The sequence below is a fragment of the Kaistia sp. SLG-1 genome (assembly GCF_059699055.1).
The window spans coordinates 4924066-4941955 of the sequence record NZ_AP048544.1; the positions used below are offsets into that span (position 1 = coordinate 4924066).

The 17890-nt window shown below is 67.2% G+C and carries 16 protein-coding genes; 11 read left to right on the forward strand and 5 right to left on the reverse strand.

What is annotated here, in order from left to right; translation table 11 throughout:
• Positions 1 to 111 precede the first annotated feature (111 nt).
• A complete protein-coding gene (locus AC6HZP_RS22870) occupies positions 112 to 1431 on the reverse strand; it encodes an aminotransferase family protein (RefSeq protein WP_497524681.1) in 1320 nt (439 codons plus the stop codon).
• A gap of 434 nt (positions 1432 to 1865) precedes the next feature.
• Here AC6HZP_RS22870 and AC6HZP_RS22875 point away from each other — a divergent pair, with 434 nt between their 5' ends.
• The 8 genes from AC6HZP_RS22875 (at position 1866) to AC6HZP_RS22910 (ending at position 10150) form a co-directional block, all read left to right on the forward strand.
• The gene (locus AC6HZP_RS22875; protein ID WP_497524682.1) at positions 1866 to 2537 is read left to right on the forward strand and encodes a GntR family transcriptional regulator; all 672 of its coding nucleotides are present in this window, start codon (positions 1866 to 1868) and stop codon (positions 2535 to 2537) included.
• A 149-nt stretch (positions 2538 to 2686) separates the two neighbouring features.
• The gene (locus AC6HZP_RS22880) at positions 2687 to 3700 is read left to right on the forward strand and encodes a substrate-binding domain-containing protein (RefSeq protein WP_497524683.1); all 1014 of its coding nucleotides are present in this window, start codon (positions 2687 to 2689) and stop codon (positions 3698 to 3700) included.
• A gap of 145 nt (positions 3701 to 3845) precedes the next feature.
• Positions 3846 to 5339: a sugar ABC transporter ATP-binding protein gene (locus AC6HZP_RS22885; protein ID WP_497524684.1), complete on the forward strand. Its 1494-nt coding sequence runs from the start codon at positions 3846 to 3848 to the stop codon at positions 5337 to 5339.
• A gap of 92 nt (positions 5340 to 5431) precedes the next feature.
• Positions 5432 to 6319, forward strand: coding sequence for an ABC transporter permease (locus AC6HZP_RS22890; protein WP_497526845.1), 888 nt, complete (start codon positions 5432 to 5434; stop codon positions 6317 to 6319).
• A complete protein-coding gene (locus AC6HZP_RS22895; protein ID WP_497524685.1) occupies positions 6316 to 7263 on the forward strand; it encodes an ABC transporter permease in 948 nt (315 codons plus the stop codon). Before AC6HZP_RS22890 ends, AC6HZP_RS22895 begins: the two co-directional genes overlap by 4 nt.
• Before the next feature lie 120 nt (positions 7264 to 7383).
• Complete coding sequence (locus AC6HZP_RS22900) at positions 7384 to 8337, forward strand: ABC transporter substrate-binding protein (protein ID WP_497524686.1); 954 nt, start codon at positions 7384 to 7386, stop codon at positions 8335 to 8337.
• Positions 8338 to 8474: 137 nt separating this feature from the next.
• Positions 8475 to 9356, forward strand: a complete 882-nt coding sequence (locus AC6HZP_RS22905) for an ABC transporter permease (protein WP_201401236.1) — start codon at positions 8475 to 8477, stop codon at positions 9354 to 9356.
• A complete protein-coding gene (locus tag AC6HZP_RS22910) occupies positions 9353 to 10150 on the forward strand; it encodes an ABC transporter ATP-binding protein (RefSeq protein ID WP_201401237.1) in 798 nt (265 codons plus the stop codon). Before AC6HZP_RS22905 ends, AC6HZP_RS22910 begins: the two co-directional genes overlap by 4 nt.
• A 562-nt stretch (positions 10151 to 10712) precedes the next feature.
• On the opposite strand, the gene AC6HZP_RS22915 is transcribed toward AC6HZP_RS22910, so the two are convergent.
• The 3 genes from AC6HZP_RS22915 to AC6HZP_RS22925 all read right to left on the reverse strand — a co-directional run bounded on the left by AC6HZP_RS22915 (position 10713) and on the right by AC6HZP_RS22925 (position 13298).
• Entirely contained in the window at positions 10713 to 11759 is a 1047-nt protein-coding gene (locus AC6HZP_RS22915; protein WP_497524687.1) for a Gfo/Idh/MocA family protein, read from the reverse strand.
• A 127-nt stretch (positions 11760 to 11886) separates the two neighbouring features.
• A complete protein-coding gene (locus tag AC6HZP_RS22920; RefSeq protein WP_497524688.1) occupies positions 11887 to 12309 on the reverse strand; it encodes a VOC family protein in 423 nt (140 codons plus the stop codon).
• A 191-nt stretch (positions 12310 to 12500) separates the two neighbouring features.
• The gene (locus AC6HZP_RS22925) at positions 12501 to 13298 is read right to left on the reverse strand and encodes a MipA/OmpV family protein (protein WP_497524689.1); all 798 of its coding nucleotides are present in this window, start codon (positions 13296 to 13298) and stop codon (positions 12501 to 12503) included.
• A gap of 343 nt (positions 13299 to 13641) precedes the next feature.
• Here AC6HZP_RS22925 and AC6HZP_RS22930 point away from each other — a divergent pair, with 343 nt between their 5' ends.
• The 3 genes from AC6HZP_RS22930 to AC6HZP_RS22940 all read left to right on the forward strand — a co-directional run bounded on the left by AC6HZP_RS22930 (position 13642) and on the right by AC6HZP_RS22940 (position 16835).
• Entirely contained in the window at positions 13642 to 15111 is a 1470-nt protein-coding gene (locus AC6HZP_RS22930) for a DUF3300 domain-containing protein (RefSeq protein ID WP_497524690.1), read from the forward strand.
• 11 nt (positions 15112 to 15122) lie between these two features.
• Positions 15123 to 16052: a DUF2950 domain-containing protein gene (locus AC6HZP_RS22935; protein WP_497524691.1), complete on the forward strand. Its 930-nt coding sequence runs from the start codon at positions 15123 to 15125 to the stop codon at positions 16050 to 16052.
• 135 nt (positions 16053 to 16187) lie between these two features.
• Complete coding sequence (locus AC6HZP_RS22940) at positions 16188 to 16835, forward strand: DUF502 domain-containing protein (RefSeq protein ID WP_497524692.1); 648 nt, start codon at positions 16188 to 16190, stop codon at positions 16833 to 16835.
• Positions 16836 to 16853: 18 nt separating this feature from the next.
• Here AC6HZP_RS22940 and AC6HZP_RS22945 read toward each other — a convergent pair whose 3' ends face one another.
• Positions 16854 to 17540: a GntR family transcriptional regulator gene (locus AC6HZP_RS22945; protein ID WP_201404587.1), complete on the reverse strand. Its 687-nt coding sequence runs from the start codon at positions 17538 to 17540 to the stop codon at positions 16854 to 16856.
• Between the last annotated feature and the right edge of the window lie 350 nt (positions 17541 to 17890).

The window sequence follows — 17890 nt, forward strand, 5'->3', positions numbered from 1 at the left end:
ACGATACTCGATTATTGATAGTCCGCAAGTCACTCTCATTCGCACGGGGCTGCCCGATATTAAGGCAGAACAGCGATCCGGCCCCCGTGCCACCCCGCTGTCGCGCAGGCCTTACGCGATCTCGCCGATCGTGTCGTCGAGCGCGTCGACGAGCTGGTCGATCTCGGCCTCGCTGACGATGAAGGGTGGGGTGATCTGGATGTGGTCGCCGCCCTGGCCGAAATTGGCGCCGGGAACGCCACCGCCGACGATGACGCCGCGATCCTTCATGCCGGCGACGAGCCGCGAGGTGAAGTTCTTCTCGGCCGCGAACGGCGCGCGCGTCGCGCGGTCGGCGACGAATTCGACGCCGGCATAGAGGCCGCGCCCGCGCACTTCGCCGATGCAGGGATGGCGCTGCTGCAAATCGTTCAGCCGGGAATGCAGGTACTTGCCGATGGTGCCGGCGCGGGTGAACAGGCCCTCCTTCGACATGATGTCGAACACCTGCTGGCCGATGAAGCACGAGGTCGGGTGGCCGCTATAGGTGAAGCCATGCACGAAGCGCTTGCGGCTCTCGCGGAAGAAATTGGTGATCTTGTCGTTGATCAGCACCGCGCCGAGCGGCGCGTAGCCGCTGCCGATCGCCTTGCCGCAGGTGATCATGTCGGGGACGACGTCCCAGTCCTGGATCGCGAACGGCCGGCCGGTGCGGCCGTAGCCGGCCAGCACTTCGTCGGCGACGAACAGGATGCCGTAGCGATCGCAGATCTCGCGGATGCGCTTGTAGTAGTCGGGGCGCGGCACGAGGCCGGAGGCGGTCGTGCCGACGATGGTCTCGGCGAAGAAGGCGGAGACGGTCTCCGGCCCTTCGAGGTTGATCGCCCGCTCCAGCTCGTCGGCGCAATCGAGCGTGCAGCCGCCTTTGTCCTTGCAGTAGGCGCAACGGTATTCGTAGGGCGGCGCGATGTGGATCACCGGCAGCATGTAGGGCGTATAGGGCGCGCGCCAGCTGGTGCGGCCCGACAGCGACAGCGTCGCGATGGTGACGCCGTGATAGCTCTGCCAGCGCGAGATGATCTTCTGGCGCTGCGTGTCGCCGCGCTCGAGATGATACTGGCGCGCCAGCTTCAGCGCCGTCTCGTTGGCCTCCGAGCCACCGGAGACGAAATAGACGGATTCGATCCCCTTCGGCGCGACGGAGAGGATCGATTTGCCGAACTCTTCCTGCCAGGGCGTCGTGAACTGGGCCGAATAGGCGAAGGTCACCGCGTCGCCGGCCGCCGCCAGAGCCTGGTAGATCTCGGTACGGCCATGGCCGATGCCGACAACGCCGGCGCTGCCCATGCCGTCGAGATAGGACTTGCCGTCGGCGTCATAGAGATAGACGCCGCTGCCGCGAACCGCGGTCGGGAGCTCGCTGGCATAGTCCCTGGAAAAAATCGACGACACCTGGCTCTCCTGCTGGGCGGTCGCCGCCGGTCTCGCGGCGGCAATGGGGCGGCAATGGACGGCTCGGGCGGCAGCCCCGCCGGGGCCGCCTCCGGGCGGCGCGCAACATCCTTCGGGACTGGAACGCTGTCAATATCGATTATTGATAAAATCCGCATGCAAAAGGACAGGATCTTGCCGCGCCACGACCAGGCCGCGTACCCGCTCGAGACAACCCGCAAAAGATGCGGGACGGCAGAATTCCCGGCCTAGTCGTGGTCGGAATATCGTTTATTGTTAGTTTTCAACGCCGGCGACGCACCGGCGGACCAACGAAGCGGGCTTGAGCGCATGACGGATCGGCACGGGATGAAGCGGACGGCGCAGCGGAATGCGGACGTCGGCGCCGATTGCGGGGCCGGATGGCCCGCGACCCGGTCGGCGGGAGCCCGATGATGGCCCGTCCGAGCAAGAAGCTGGTTTCCGGCGATACCCATGCGAGCCTCGAATCCGAGATCGGCGGCGCGCTGCGCGCGGCCATTCTCGACGGCGAGCTCGCGCCCGGCGCCCGCCTGATCGAGCTCGATCTCGCCAATCGCTTCAACGTCAGCCAGGGCACCATCCGCGCCGCGCTCAAATTCCTGCAGGCGGAAGGGCTGGTCGAATACCGCCCGCGCCGCGGCAATTTCGTCATCACCGTCGAGAAGGCCGACGTCTACGAGATCTCGATGCTGCGCGAGGCGCTGGAATCGCTCGGCGCTCGCCTCGCCGCCAAGCGGATCGACGATGCCGGCCGGAAGGCGCTGGAAGCGCTGCTGCAGTCGATGCGCGCAGCGGCGCAGTCCGGCAATCGCGCCAAGCTGATCGAGCTCGACTTCGAGTTCCACCGCACGGTGATCGAGATCTCCGGCCATCGCCGGCTGATGGAGATCTACAACCGCCTCGAAGGCCAGACGCGCATGTTCCTGCGGCTGACGGACCGCTTCTACAGCGACCCGCACGACATCATCGAGCTGCACGCCCCCCTCGTCAGCGCGATCTGCAACGGCGACGCCGAGGCGGCATTCCAGCTCGCCAACCGCCATGCCGACGCGGATGCCGAGGACCTGATCGAAAGCATGCGCTGACCGCGCGCCGCGACATCAGCGCCGCGCGCACCTTCCCCAACGTCTTCCTGGCCGGCCAATCCGATTGACCGGCCATTCCCCCTATGCGAGCCTGAGATATGAGCCGCAAAGAGACGCGCTGAAGCGGCAGGCTCTGGGAGGAATACGCCATGAGGAAATCGCCCGTTCTGGCGGCGCTCGCCCTGCTGTGTCTGGCCGGCACCGCTTATGCCGATACGTCATCCAAGAAGATCGCCTTCTCCAACAACTACGCCGGCAATTCCTGGCGTCAGGCGATGCTGAAGAGCTACGACATCATCACCAAGAAGGCGGTCGCCGACGGCATCGTCGCCGCATCCGACGTCTTCACCACCGCCGACCAGGAAGTGCCGACCCAGGCGGCGCAGATCCAGAACCTGATCCTGCAGGGCTATGACGCCATCGTCATCAATGCCGGCTCGCCGGACGCGCTGAACGGCGCCGTCAAGCAGGCCTGCGACGCCGGCATCGTCGTCGTCTCCTTCGACGGCATCGTCACCGAGCCCTGCGCCTATCGCGTCGTCGTCGACTTCAAGGCGATGGGCAAGGAACAGGTCGCCCAGATGGCGAAGTTCCAGCCGAAGGGCGGCAATCTGCTCGAGATCCGCGGCCTCGCCGGCACCTCGATCGACGAGGCGATCCACGCCGGCATCCTCGAAGGCGTCGCCGCCAACCCGCAGTTCAAGATCGTCAACTCGGTCACCGGCAACTGGGACCAGACGACGGCGCAGAAGGCGGTCGCCACCGTGCTGCCCTCGCTGCCCGAGATCGTCGGCATCGTCGACCAGGGCGGCGACGGCTATGGCGCGGCGCAGGCCTTCGCCGCCGCCGGCAAGCCGCGCCCGACCATCATCCTCGGCAACCGCCAGGACGAGCTCGCCTGGTGGAAGGAACAGAAGGCCAAGGACGGCTACCAGACCTGGTCGTCCTCGATCGCGCCGGGCGTCTCCTCGCTCGCCTTCTGGGTCGCCCAGCAGGTGCTCGACGGCCGCAAGGACATCCCGCACGACCTTCTGGTGCCCTATCTCGCCTTCACGCAGGAGGACTTCGAGGCGGCCCTGCCGAACATTCAGGAAGGCGGCGTCGCCACGCATGAATACACCCAGGCCGACGCGATCGAAGCCATCAAGGCGAACATCAAGTAGGCCGCGCGCGAGCGTTTTCGAGCGAAGTGTGGCGGTTCGCGGGAAGAAGTCGCGACCCGGCCAAGCGGTAGAGCCTTTCCCCGTTTCGAGGAAGCGGCGAAAGGCTCCAGCTGCCCTCCTGCCATGGAATCGAATGCGGGTTGGAATGTCCGAGGGTAGCCCTGTCATCGTGAAGCTCGACGGCGTCGAAAGGCATTTCGGCGCCGTCCGGGCCCTCGACGGCGTCGATCTGTCGGTCCGCGCCGGCGAATGCGTCGGGCTGGTCGGCCACAACGGCGCCGGCAAGTCGACGCTAATGCATATCCTGGCCGGAACCGGCACGCCCGACCGCGGTACGATCACCGTCGAAGGGACGGTTGAGGTCGCCTACTCCGTCGCGCGGGCGCAAAAACTCGGCATACGCTGCGTGTTCCAGGAGCTGTCGCTCTGCCCGAACCTGACGGTGACCGAGAACACGCGCATCAGCCATGCGGCGCTCAAGGGCGCCGGCTGGCGCCAGCGCTCGACGGCGCTGATCCGCGCCAAGCTGGACGAGATCTTTCCCGGCCACGGCATCGACCCGTCCGACGTCGTCGGCGACCTGGTGATCGGCCAGCGCCAGATGGTCGAGGTGGCGCGCGCCTTCACCGTCACCGAGGATCCGCTGCGGCTGGTCATCCTCGACGAGCCGACGTCGTCGCTGGACGCGCACACCGCCGGCCAGCTGCTCGCCTTTGTCGGGCGGGCGCGCGATGCGGGCATCAGCACGATCCTGATCTCGCATGTACTGGGCGAGGTCCTTTCGACCTCGGACCGCATCGTCGTCATGCGCGACGGCCGCGTCGTGGCGAGCGACATGGCCTCGGCCTTCGATCGCGACCGGCTGGTCGCCACCATGGGCGGCGCCCATCCCCGCAACGGCGACACCGCCATGGAAGCCAGGACGCGCGGCGAGACGGCGGTCAAGGTTCGCGCCCGGCCGCGCCACCAGCAGGACTCCGCCGAGCTCGTTGCCCATGAGGGCGAGATCATCGGCCTCGCCGGCCTTGCCGGGCATGGCCAGACCCGCCTGCTACTCGACATCTACGCCGCCTCGACCCATCACCGGCCCGGCGTCGAGATCGACGCGCCGGTCGCGCTGGTCGCGGGCGACCGCCAGACCGACGGCATCTTCCCGCTCTGGTCGATCGCGCAGAATATCGGCATCCGCTCGCTCGCCGGCCTCAAGCGCGGCTGGCTGCTGTCGGCCGAGCGCGAACAGGCGCTCGCCCGCGCCTGGCAGCAGAAGATCGGCATCCGCACGCCGGATCTCGACAACAACATCCTGTCGCTCTCGGGCGGCAACCAGCAGAAGGTGCTGTTCGCCCGCGCGCTCGGCTCCGATGCCCGCATCATCCTGATGGACGATCCGATGCGCGGCGTCGACATCGGCACCAAGCTCGAGGTCTACGACCTCATCCGGGCCGAGGCGCGCCGGGGCCGTACCTTCCTCTGGTACACGACGGAGATGGACGAGCTCGGCCATTGCGACCACGTCTATGTCTTCCGCAACGGCCGCATCGTCGCCGACCTCGCCCATAGCGACCTGACCGAGGAGAAGGTCATCCAGTCCTCCTTCGAGGATGCCGCGGGGGCCGCTGCCCGGGGGATCGCCTCGTGACCGCCGCCGCATCCGCCGAGCCCCTCGCCCGCACCGGCTTCCGCTCGCCCGCCTTCGCCCGGCTGCTCCGCGCGCTGCTGCCGGCGCTGTCGATGACGCTGATCCTGATCGCTATCGCGTATCTGAACCCGCGGGCGATCAGCTATTTCGGCTTCTCGCTGATGCTGAACCTGGCGATCCCGATCGCGCTCGCCACCATCGCGCAGATGTTCGTCATCACGGTGAACGAGCTGGATCTTTCGATCGGCACCTTCGTCGGCTTCGTCGCCTGCGTCACCGCCACCTGGCTGCGCGAGACGCCGCTTCTCGGCATCCTCGTCCTGCTCGGCTCGATCGGCGTCTACGCGGCGCTCGGCGCGCTGATCCATCTCAGGAACCTGCCGTCGATCGTCGTGACGCTCGGCATGAGCTTCGTCTGGCAGGGGCTGGCGATCCTGCTGCTGCCGAAACCGGGCGGCAAGGCGCCGGACTGGCTGCAGGCTTTCATGAGCCTGAAGCCGCCCTTCGTGCCGTTCCCGATCGTCGCCGCCATCGTCATCGGCCTGGTCGTGCATTTCGGTCTGATGCGGACCTCCTATGGCGCCGTCTTGCGCGGCACCGGCGGCAACCCGCTGGCGATCCATCGCGCCGGCTGGTCGATCCTCAAGACCAAGGTGACGATGTTCGCGCTCACCGGCCTGTTCGGCGTGCTGTCCGGCATGGCGCTGGTCGGCATTACCACCTCGGCCGACGCCAATCTCGGCAATGGCTACACGCTGCTGGCGATCGCCGGCGTGATCCTGGGCGGCGGCGAGTTCGTCGGCGGCCGCGTCTCGCCGATCGGCGCCGTCATCGGCGCGCTGACGCTGGCGCTCGCCGCCTCGCCGCTCCTCACCTTCATGCACATCCCGCCGGACTGGCAGGTGGCGGCGAACGGCGCCATCCTGATCATCGTGCTGGCCGCGCGCGCCCTGATCAGCCGCCGGGAGGGCGACCGGTGAGTGCGATCCGAACCCTTCTCGGCCGCCCCTGGATCTGGTCCTATATCGGCGCCCTCGCCGTCTGGCTCGCCGCCATCACCTTTACCGGCGGCTATGGCGCCGGCGGCATGATCACGGCGGCGCTGTCGCTCGCCGTCTTCATGGTGATCGTCGGTATCGGCCAGATGTTCGTCATCACGCTCGGCCCCGGCAATGTCGACCTGTCGCTGCCGGCGAATATCGGCCTCGCCAGCGCCGTCGCCATGAAGGTGATGGGCGGCAGCAATTCGATGATCGCGGTCGGCCTCGTCGCGGCGCTGGCGAGCGGCATGGCGGTCGGCGCCTTCAACTACCTGCTGATCCGGGCGCTGCGCATACCGCCGATCATCGCCACCCTGTCGTCGAGCTTCATCGTACTATCGATCGACATCGCCTATGGCCGCGGCCTGCAGATCAAGCCGCCGCCGGCCTTCGCCGATTTCACCAACATCCAAATCTTCGGCGTGCCGATCCTCGCCATCGGCGGTGCCATCTTCGCCTTCCTCGCCGGCATCGCGCTGCAACGGATGGTCTATGGCCGCTCGGTGCTGGCGATCGGCCAGAACATGCGCGCCGCCATGCTCGCCGGCATCCCGGTCGAGCGCATCCGCTTCTTCACCTACACGCTGTCCGGCGCGCTCGGCGGCATCAACGGCGCCCTGCTCGCCGGCTATTTCCGCGGCGCCAGCGTCGATATCGGCAACGAATACCTCCTGAGCTCGATCGCGGTCGTGGTCATCGGCGGCACCTCGGTTGCCGGCGGCAAGGCCAATGTTCCGGGCATCTGGGGCGCGGCGCTCTTCCTCGTCCTGCTCCTCACCATGCTGAACACCTTCGGCGTCAGCGCCGGCGTCCGCCTGCTTCTGACCGGCCTCATCATCGTCGGCGTGATCACCGCCGCGGGAGGCCAGAAATCGCTTCGCTGAGGCGGCCATCGCCCCGCCTCTACTTGGCTAACCGGCATCGATGTTGACTTCTCCGCCGAGGGCTGGTTTCACCTTTTGACCGAACAAACAAATTCCAAAGCCACTAAGGGGGGCCATCTGATGAAGTTCCTGACTGCCGCCGCGATCGCGACCCTCGCTTTCGTCCAGCCTGCCCTCGCGCGCGACGTCACCGTCGACGTCACCGCCATCGTCGAGCATCCGGCGCTGGACGCGGTTCGTGACGGCGTCAAGGACGCGCTCGGCGAGGCCGGCTTCAAGGTCGGCGAGAACCTGACCTTCAATTACGAGTCGGCGCAGGGCAATCCCGGCACCGCCGCGCAGATCGCCCGCCAGTTCATCGGCAACGGCCCGGACGTGATCGTGCCGATCTCGACGCCGTCGGCCCAGGCCGTCGTCTCCGGCACGCGCGACATCCCGGTCGTCTTCTCGGCCGTCACCGACCCGGTCGGTGCGCAGCTCGTCAAGCAGCTGCAGAAGCCGGGCGGCAACGTCACCGGCCTTTCCGACCTGTCGCCGGTTGCCGATCACGTCGCGCTGATCAAGGAAATCCTGCCGTCGGTGAAGACCATCGGCGTGCTGTTCAACCCCGGCGAGACCAACTCGGTCACGCTGGTCGAACTTCTGAAGAAGTTCGGCGGCGAGCAGGGCATCGCCGTGGTCGAGTCGCCCGCCACCCGCTCGTCGGAAGTTCAGAACGCCGCCCGCGCGCTCGCCGGCCGCGTCGACGCGATCTACGTGCCGACCGACAACACCATCGTCTCGGCGCTGGAATCGGCCGTCACCGTCGCCGTCGAGAGCAAGCTGCCGCTCTTCACCGCCGACACCGACTCGGTCTCGCGCGGCGCCGTCGCGGCGCTCGGCTTCAACTACTATGACGTCGGCAAGCAGACCGGCGCCATCGTCGTCCGCATCCTGAACGGCGAGAAGCCCGGCGACATCGACATCAACGTCGCCGCCGGCACCGACCTCGTGATCAATCCGGGCGCCGCCGAAAAGATCGGCCTGGAACTGCCGAAGACGGTCGTTGATCGCGCGACCAAGGTCATCAAGTAATCAGGAATGGCCCGGCCCAGCGCCGGGCCTTTCTTCAGGGCGGAACGACGGGTGGCAGAGATCGCCCGCGGTTCCGTTGAAACGGACGAGCCCGACCCGCGCCGCGCGGGGCGGGCTCCATCGGAGAGGCCGCTTTCGTGAGCCAAATTGCCTTCCTCGGCGCGGTTGAACTCGGCCTCGTCTTCGCCTTCGTGGCGATCGGCGTCTATCTCGCCTTTCGCATCCTCGATTTCCCGGACCTGACCGTCGACGGCTCGTTCCCGCTGGGTGCCGCCGTCGCCGCCGTGCTGATCATCGCCGGCTGGAACCCCTGGCTCGCCACCGCCGTCGCCATGGCGGCCGGCGCCGTCGCCGGCCTCGTCACCGCGACGCTGAACGTCAAGTTCCGCATCCTGAACCTGCTCGCCTCGATCCTGACGATGATCGCGCTGTTCTCGGTCAATCTGCGCGTCATGGGCAAGCCGAACGTCGCCCTGATCAACCAGGACACGATGCTGACGCCGTTTTACGGCCACGGCCTCTCCGAATTCTACGTGCGGCCGCTCTTCGTCGGCGTCCTCGTCATCATCGCGGTGTTCCTGGTCTGGCGCTTCCTCGCCAGCGACCTCGGCCTCGCCATGCGGGCGACCGGCGCCAACCCGCGCATGGCGCGCGCCCAGGGCGTCAACACCAGCCTGCACATCTATCTCGGCATGGCGCTCTCCAACGCGCTCGTGGCGCTCGGCGGCTCGCTGTTCGCCCAGACCAACGGCTTCGCCGACGTCACCTCGGGCGTCGGCACTATCGTCGTCGGCCTCGCGGCGGTGATCATCGGCGAGACGCTGTTCCACTCGCGCCTGATCATCTGGGCACTGATCGGCTGCGTCGTCGGCTCCGTGCTCTACCGCATCGCCATCCAGCTGGCGCTCTCCAGTGACGTGCTGGGCCTCAAGGCGTCTGACCTCAACCTCGTCACCGCCGTCCTCGTCGCCGCCGCCCTCGTGCTGCCGCGCCTTCGTCGCGGGAGGGCCGCGGCATGATCGAGCTTTCCAACCTCTCCGTCGTCTTCGGACGCGGCACGCCGCTCGAGAAGCAGGCGCTTTCGGGCCTCGACCTCAAGATCGAGACGGGCTCGTTCGTCACCGTGATCGGCTCGAACGGCGCCGGCAAGTCGACCATGCTGGGCGTGCTCGCCGGCGACGTCATACCGACGGCCGGCCGGGTCGTCATCGGCGGCCGCGACGTCACCAAGATCGCCACCGCCGACCGCGCGAAATATGTCGCCCGCGTCTTCCAGGATCCGCTTACCGGCAGCTGCGGCGCGCTGACGATCCAGGAAAACCTGGCGCTCGCCGCCGCGCGCGGCAGCCGTCGCGGCTTCGGCCTCGCCATCGGCAGCAACCGGCGGGAAGAATTCCGCTCGCGCGTCGCCGAACTGAAGCTCGGCCTCGAAAACCGCATGGACGACCGGATGGACCTCCTGTCCGGCGGCCAGCGCCAGGCGCTGTCGCTGGTGATGGCGACGCTCGCCCGCAGCGAGGTGCTGCTGCTCGACGAGCACACGGCGGCGCTCGATCCGGGCATGGCCGAATTCGTCATGGAGCTGACCCAGTCGCTGGTCGAGAAGCACAAGCTGACAACGCTGATGGTGACGCATTCGATGCGCCAGGCGCTCGACTACGGCACCCGTACCGTCATGCTGCATGGCGGCAAGGTGATCCTCGACGTGGTCGGCGAGAGCCGCAAGAATTTGACGATCGAGGACCTGATCGAGATGTTCCGCAAGGCGCGCGGCGGCGAAACCCTCGACGACGACGCCCTGCTGGTGAGCTGAGGGCTGTCGGCCGGTCGATCGGGCAACCCAAGCGACCCCTCCCCAAAACCGGCTCCGCCGGTTTTGACCCTCCCTCAAGGGGAGGGTTCAAGGAAAGTCGGCATCTCATCTCCAGGATCTAGCCCTGCTTGAACCCTCCCCTTGAGGGAGGGTCGAAAATGCCCTTCGCATTTTCGGGGAGGGGTAGCGGACCTGCCGCAGTAGCCGAGGCCACGTGGCGATATCAACGCTCGAAAACCTTGCTGGATGGATCCTCGCCTGCACGAGGATGACGGCGGAGGTGGGCGGAGGCTCAGCCGGCCTCCCTCCCCTTGTTGGCCTCGCTGACGCAGCGAAGGCCGAGGCCAGCGCCGATGCCCCAGAACAGCGAGCTGCAGTTCCGGCAGGTTCCGCAACCGCTCGGTGCCGTCGAAGCCGGTCTGTTCGTCGTGCTGGCCATGCCGAAAATCTCCACTCACGCCATGCGACGATGATCGACCGATTGAGCGGGACTTCCAAGAAATGGAATTCCGGACGTCGCTCGTTCCCTTAGAACAAGCGACGCCCTGAACAGCCGAAAGCGTTATGCCGGCACCGCCGCGAACGCCTCCGGCTTGACCGGTCCGCCCGTCTCGATCGACTTGTAGGCCGCCTCGACGAGGGCGAAGGTGCTGAGATTATCGTGGCCGGAGGTCGCCGGCGCCATGCCGGCGTCGAGCGAATCCAGCCAGTGGCGCTGGGTCGAGACGACGCTGTCCTGAATCAGCAGCCACGGCTCGCCGCCCCAGGAAAGCGGCTTCGGCTTGGCGATTTCGATGAAGTTGCCTTCCGGCGAGGTGACGACCAAGCGGCAATCGGCCTCGACCCGGATCGAACCCTTGGTTCCCTCGAAATGGATCAGGGTCTGTGGGAAGAGGTCCGGCTCCTGGCGGCTGGCATAGCTGCCTTCGGAGACGCTGACGGCGCCATTGGCGTGGCGCATCAACACCGTCGCCTGGTCCTCGCCCTGGATGCCTTCCTTGATCGACTGACCCAGGCAATAGACGCTCTCCGCCTCGCCCATAAAGACGCGGGCGACGTCGAGCACATGCACGCCGATATCGAGCAGCACGAAGCGCTCGACCTCGGCGAGATAGGGCTGCCCCCGGTAGATGTCATAGCCGGTGCGGAAGGAGAACCGGCCCCAGGTCGGCTCGCCCAGCACGCCCGAGCGGGCGATCTCGGCGGCGCGCAGCAGCGGCGCCTGGAAGCGGAAATTCTCGTGCACCATCAGCGGCCGGCCCGCCTTGTCCATGGCGTCGACCAGCGCGCAGCCATCCTCCCAGTCGGGCGCCAGCGGCTTCTGCACGATGGCGGCGACGCCATGCGCGGCGCAGGCCTCGACCAGCTTGCGATGCGACGGGGCGGTGGTGACGATGTCGACGAAATCCGGCTTCTCCTCCGCCAGCATACGCTCGAAATCGTCATAGAAGGCCGGAATGCCGAAATCCGCCGCAGCCTGCTCCGCCTTCGCACGGTCCATATCGCAGACGGCGACGATGCGGGCGCGGTCGCCGAGCTCCCGCCACGCATTCAGGTGATTGCGCGCAAAGAACCCGCACCCGACCAGGGCGCCCCTGCGTATCGTCATAGTCTCTCTCCCTCGATTGTCGTTCCGGCCGATATGGCCGGTTGGCATGGCGGCGGTTCATCACCGCCATGCGCCTCCCGATTGCGATCCGAGCAGGCGCGCGCCGCGCCTGTCAAGCGGTCGGAGCCTAGAGACCGAAGGTAACGAGGCCCTGCGCGTCGATCGCAAAGCCCGGGTTCCAGGCGATCTCCCAGACATGGTCGTCGGGATCGGCAACATAGCCGCGCAAGCCGCCATGCGGCGGCGCATCGGCGGCCCGCAGCATCCTGCCGCCGGCGGCGGCGAGCCGGTCGATCAGAGGCTGGACAGCCTCCTGACTCCCAACGTTGTGGGCGAGCGTGAAGGCGCCCGGCCGGCGCAGCCCGTCGCGCTGCATGTCCGCCTCCATCGCCGCCTGAAGCCAGGTTCCAAGCACGAAGCCGTTCATCTGGTAGAAGACGATCTCGTGGTTCTCGAATATCGGCGTCCAGCCGAAGCCGTCGCGATAGAACGTCTTCGAGCGCGCGAGATCGGCGATGCCGAGCGTGATGACCGAAAGCTGCTGTTGCATGTTCCCATTCCCTTTCGTTCGCCCCGGCACCGTGCCAGAGCGTTGAAAGTCTTGGGACTCGGCGCTGGAACGCGTTCCGCGCGCCGGACAGGACCCGTGTCCGGGGGCCGGGCCAACCGCACCGGCCTTTCCTTTTTCGACGGACCGAGGCTAGCGCGCCGCCCCGGCCCGTTCAAGGCCGCAGACCGGGCTCAGTCGCGGAACAGGTCGAGCGAGAACTGCTTCGACAGGCCGACGCCGAAGGTGAACTGGTTCTCGTTGCCGGCCGTCGCCACGATCGGCGAATTCCGGGCGTCGCCGACGAAGCGCTCGTAGCCGGCATTGGCGTTCAGGAACCAAGTCGGCTTGAACTCGTAACGCGCCGACGCCTTGAGGCCGACCGAATAGAGGCCGCCGCCGGCGTCAAAGGCGTCGAGATGCCCGCCGCTGGCGACGCTCTCGCCCGGCGTCACCGAGAAATAGGTGCCCATATAGTCGCTGGAGGCGAGATTGGCGCGTGGCCCCAATCGAAGCTCCAGCGTCTTGATCGGCCGGGCGATGACGTCGGCGCCGACGGTGCCGACCACGCCGCTCGCCTCGCCGAAGGCGCCGCGCACCTCGCCGATCACTTCGGCGCCATAGACGGGATCGAAATTGAACTCGTAAGCGGCCTTGATGCCCGCCTCATAAGTCGGATCGAGCTTGCGCGTCCCCGCGAGGCCCGGCTCGTCGCCCGGATCGCGCTTGCCGATCACGCGGAAGGACGGCCCGATGGTGAAGGCCGTCTTCGGCCCGCCGCCGAGCTCGAACAGGCCGGGCAGGCGCAGATAGGACATCGAGACGATCGGATAGGGCGCGAAGAGCAGGTCCCGCGCGCCGGGATAGCGCGGCTGCACCTGGCCGCCGACGCCGAGCTCGATGACGAGGTCGACACCGTCGTTCCGCTTGGGAGCGGCGTCGGCAGCTATCGCGGACGAGAAGGCGAAAGGCAGGGCGAGGGAGCCAGCCAATGCGCTGGCAGCCAGATTTCGAATCAAGACAGGGGTACTCCGGAACGCGCAATCGACAACGCAGCCGGGACGACAACAACCTCCCCGCGCGCTTGGTTAACCAGATATCACGGCCGTTGCTGAAGATTGCGTTACGAAATACGTCGGCCGCCGCCCGAGCCCGGCGCCGCGTGGCGGCAGCGAAAAGCCCCCCTCCGCCGCACCAAAGGGGCGGAAAAGGTACCGCTGCGCGGCACCCAAGCATTCGTTAAATAAAGAAACGAATCGATCACGAAGAAAATTGTCAGATGCCGTAGCGTTGGCTAAGATCCAACCCTCGCGTCTGAACCCTAAGGGGATAGAAATGCTTGGTTCGTCAAAAGGCGCCGGCTTTCGATTTATGGGGCTCGTCTTCGTCGCGGCGACCTCCCTCGCCACAAACATGATTTCCGCCCGGGCGCAGGAGCAGCCCGCCGCACAGGCCCCGCCGCCGGCAGACGCCGCGGCGCCCGCCGCGACCGCGCCGGCAGCGGCCACGCCCGCGCCGGCCGATTCCACCGCGCAGCAGGCGACGGACGACGCCTTCACGCAGGAGGAGCTCAGAAAGCTGCTGGCGCCCTTCGCGCTCTATCCTGACGCGCTGCTGGCGCAGCTCCTGCCGGCATGCGCCTATCCCGTCGACATCGTCCAGGCGTCGCGCTGGATCGACAAGAACAAGTCGGCCGTCGCCAAGGGCGACTTTTCCGGCGCCGACACGCAAAACTGGGATCCGACGGTCAAGGCACTGGTTCGCTTTCCCGACATCATCGCCAAGCTGAACGCCGACCTCGACATGACGACCGACCTCGGCGACGCCTTCGTCAACCAGCCGGACGATGTCGCGACGGTAATCCAGGACCTGCGCCGCGAGGCGCAGAAGGCCGGATCGCTCAAGACCAACAAGCAGCAGAAGGTCACCGTCCAGGACCAGGGCGGCACCAGCTATGTCGCGATCGAGCCGGCGGATCCCGGCGTGATCTACGTGCCGACCTATGATCCCCAGACCGTCTATTACGACACCGGCGACGCCTACGCGGCCGGCATCATCGGCTTCGGCGCCGGCATCGCCGTCGGCATCGCCATCGACAATATCTGGGACTGGGGCCGCGGCTGGGTCTATCCGCCGCGCTGGCCGGGATACCCCGGCTATCGTCCGGGCGGCGGCAACATCAACATCGGCAACGATATCAATATCGGTGGCGGCGACCGGATCGACATCGGCGGCGGCACGCGGCCGTGGCGGCCGGATGGCGACCGCTACCGTCCGGGTCAAGGGACCAAGCCGAATATCGGCAACCGCCCCGGCGCACCCGGCGCCGGCAACCGGCCGGGCGCCGGCAATCGGCCAAACGCAGGGAACCGCCCCGGCGTCGAGCGCCCGAATGCGGGCAACCGGCCGGAGATCGGCGATCGGCCCAACGCCGGTAACCGCCCGAACGCCGGCAATCGTCCGACAGCCGGCAACCGGCCTGCGACCGCCAACAAGGGCCAGAAGCCCGGCGGCGGCGCCAAGAAGGCAGCGGCGAAACGCCCGGCGAAGGACACCGCCTTCAGCAATTCCAAGATGGGCGGCAAGGGATCCAAGGCGGTCTCGAACCGAGGCGCGCAGAGCCGGCAATCGGTGTCCAGGCCCTCCGGCGGACGGCCCCCGCAGATGAACCGGGGCGGCGGGCGTCCGCAGCAGATGTATCACGGCGGCGGCGGACGGCCCCAGATGGGACGCGGCGGTGGCGGCGGCGGACGGCAGATGCACCGCGGCGGCGGTGGTGGTGGCGGACGCGGCGGACGGCGCTGAGGAGAGCAAACATGCACAAGATCACCGCATCCAGGATCACCGCATCCGTGCTCGGCGTCCTGCTCGTGAGCAGCCTCGGCGCCTTCGTCCAGTCCGCCGGCGCGCAGGAAGTCTTTCCCTCGCCGGAAGCCGCATCGACCGCGCTGGTCGACGCGGCGAAGGCCCCGAAAGAGGGCACGCTCGACAAGATCTTCGGTCCCGGCGGCAAGGACCTGATCGCCTCCGGAGATCCGGACGTCGACAGCGAGCGGCTGGCCGACTTTCTGGAGCTGGCGAGCAAGGGCAGCAGCGTCGTCGACGGCCAGAACGGCGAGAAGATCCTCGTCTACGGCACCGACCAATGGCCGTTCCCGATCCCGCTCAGGCCGAGCGGCACCGGCTGGGCCTTCGACATCAAGCTCGGCAAGCAGCAGATCACCGATCTGACGATCGGCCAGAACGAGCTCGTGGCGATCGGCGCCTGCGAAGATTATGTCGCCGCGCAGAACGAGTATTTCCGGACGCTCCATGACGACGAACCGGTGCAGCAGTTCGCCCGCAAGCTCGTCAGCACCGAGGGCCGGCATGACGGCCTCTATTGGGAACCGGCGACGCCGACCGACCACAGCCCGCTCGGCGACCGGATCGTGGCGGCGGCGGTCCGCACCAGCGACGACCCGACGGCGCCGCGCTCCTATCACGGCTATCGCTATCATATCCTGACCCGCCAGGGCCCCGACGCGCCGGGCGGCGCCTACGACTATCTGGTCAACGGCCGCCTGCTCGCCGGCTTCGCGCTACTCGCCTATCCGGAGAAGTGGGGCGAGACGGGCATCATGACGTTCCTCTGCGACCAGCGCGGCAATGTCTACGAGCGCAATCTCGGCCCGTCGACCGACACCGTCGCGCCGGTGGTCCGGCGCTTCAATCCGGGTCCCGACTGGGATCCCGTCAAGCCGTGAACGCGGCAGCGGTCGGGCGCCCTTAAGGCGCCCGACGGCCCGAGGGCGTTCCGCCGCCATTCAGCAAGAAATTGCCCCTGATCGGCGGGCCGGCCGGCAACCGGACGGGCGCTCGCAGCCCGACGAGGAAGCCGCATGAAGTCGCCTGGACGCCGCATCGACATATCGCCCCTGGGGTTCCTGAAGGCGACATTGCTCGGCGGCCTGCTGTTCCTCCTGCCCGTGGCGCTGCTCTCGATCGCCTTTCGCCACGCCATGACGCTGGGCCAGAAGCTGGCCGACCCGATATCGAAGCTCGTGCCCGAAACGGTCATTCCGCGCGGCTTCGGCCTCATCCCGCTGCTGACGATCCTGATCCTTGCGCTCTTCTGCCTCGCGGCCGGCCTTATCGCGCGGACCCGAACCGGCCTGCAGCTGCGCGATTGGCTGGAAACCTCGCTGCTCGGGGGCCTGCCGCAATATCGGCTGATGAAGAGCATGGCCGAGGGCCTCGCCCATGTCGAAGGCTCCGAGGGGATGACGCCGGTGCTGGTCAAGGTCGAGGAAGGTTGGCAGATCGGCTACCGGCTCGAACCGCTCGAAGGCGGCTGGCTGGCAGTATTCCTGCCGCAGGCGCCGACGCCGATGTCCGGCAACATCCTCTATATGCCGGCCGAATGCGTGCGCCCGCTCAACCTGACCATGGTGCAGGCGCTGCAGATCGTGAAAAACATGGGCGTCGGCTCGGCCCCTGCCCTGCGCGGGATCAACCTCGGCCCCGCCCCGGCCGAACCGAAGCCCTAGGGTCCGACGCCGCAGCGGCTACGTTTCGGAAGGTTCGAGGGATTCGGCCAGAAGGCTCAGCGTGTTGCGCAACGAGGTATCGAGATGCTCGCGCATGGCCTCCATCGCCCGCTGCTCGTCCTTGGCGGCGAGCGCCGTCAGGATCGCCTGGTGCTGGGCGATGGTCGTCGCGCCCGAGCCGGGTCGCGGCAGCGCCAGATACCGCCCGCGATCCATCTGCGCCTTGGAGATATCGACCGCCCGCCACAGCATCGAGAAATGGTTGACCTCGGCGATCGAGCGATGAAAATCGTCGTCGAGACGGATGGCGTCGGTGTAGCGCTTGCGGCCGATGGCGGTCTGGTGCTGGCCGATGATGTCCTCGAGCGCCTCGATATGGCGCGCGGTGATCTTCGACGCCGCGCGGCGCACGCTCTCGACCTCGAGCGCGCTGCGGATCACATAGGCCTCCTCGAGCGCATCGCGCGAGATCGTCGCGACGAACGTCCCCGTCTGCGCATAGACATTGATCAGGCCCTCGTCGCTCAGGCGCTTGACCGCCTCGCGGACAGGCGTGCGCGAGACGCCGAGCTGCTCGGCGATCTCGACCTCGTTGACCGACTGGCCCGGACGCAGCTGTCCGATGACGATCAGCGTGCGGATGACCTGGTAGATCTGGTCGCGCAGAGGCGACTTGCGATCCAGGTTGACCAGTTGCAACTGCAGTAACGCCGCTTCGGCCACCCGCTGACACCCTTCTCGCGGGAACCGCCCGCATCCCGTGACGCGGGCCGGCTCCGCCCCGGCGCGCCGTTCTCGGCACGCCCCTTACGTCACTGTTATAATAGTATCCCAGATCCCCGCAAGCCGGCCCCTCTCGGAGGCCGGGATCCTATGGCATCCGCATTTCTGAGGTGTACCTCAAGAAACCGATCCTTATCAAGGATGTGGGTGAGAAACCCCTACCGTGGCGGTCATGAATCAGAATCTCCGGCCTCACGTCCAACTTGGCGTTGAAGCCGACTTGACACGTTACACTAATATAACAGACAGTGCCGTTGCGTTCCGGTCAACCG

Bases quoted from the DNA above. Each gene is read 5' to 3' on its own strand.
- AC6HZP_RS22880 (WP_497524683.1), top strand. From the start codon at position 2,687: ATGAGGAAATCGCCCGTTCTGGCGGCGCTCGCCCTGCTGTGTCTGGCC.
- AC6HZP_RS22910 (WP_201401237.1), top strand. From the start codon at position 9,353: ATGATCGAGCTTTCCAACCTCTCCGTCGTCTTCGGACGCGGCACGCCG.
- AC6HZP_RS22935 (WP_497524691.1), top strand. From the start codon at position 15,123: ATGCACAAGATCACCGCATCCAGGATCACCGCATCCGTGCTCGGCGTC.
- AC6HZP_RS22915 (WP_497524687.1), bottom strand. From the start codon at position 11,759: ATGACGATACGCAGGGGCGCCCTGGTCGGGTGCGGGTTCTTTGCGCGC.
- AC6HZP_RS22890 (WP_497526845.1), top strand. From the start codon at position 5,432: ATGACGCTGATCCTGATCGCTATCGCGTATCTGAACCCGCGGGCGATC.
- AC6HZP_RS22900 (WP_497524686.1), top strand. From the start codon at position 7,384: ATGAAGTTCCTGACTGCCGCCGCGATCGCGACCCTCGCTTTCGTCCAG.
- AC6HZP_RS22940 (WP_497524692.1), top strand. From the start codon at position 16,188: ATGAAGTCGCCTGGACGCCGCATCGACATATCGCCCCTGGGGTTCCTG.
- AC6HZP_RS22885 (WP_497524684.1), top strand. From the start codon at position 3,846: ATGTCCGAGGGTAGCCCTGTCATCGTGAAGCTCGACGGCGTCGAAAGG.
- AC6HZP_RS22930 (WP_497524690.1), top strand. From the start codon at position 13,642: ATGCTTGGTTCGTCAAAAGGCGCCGGCTTTCGATTTATGGGGCTCGTC.
- AC6HZP_RS22875 (WP_497524682.1), top strand. From the start codon at position 1,866: ATGGCCCGTCCGAGCAAGAAGCTGGTTTCCGGCGATACCCATGCGAGC.
- AC6HZP_RS22920 (WP_497524688.1), bottom strand. From the start codon at position 12,309: ATGCAACAGCAGCTTTCGGTCATCACGCTCGGCATCGCCGATCTCGCG.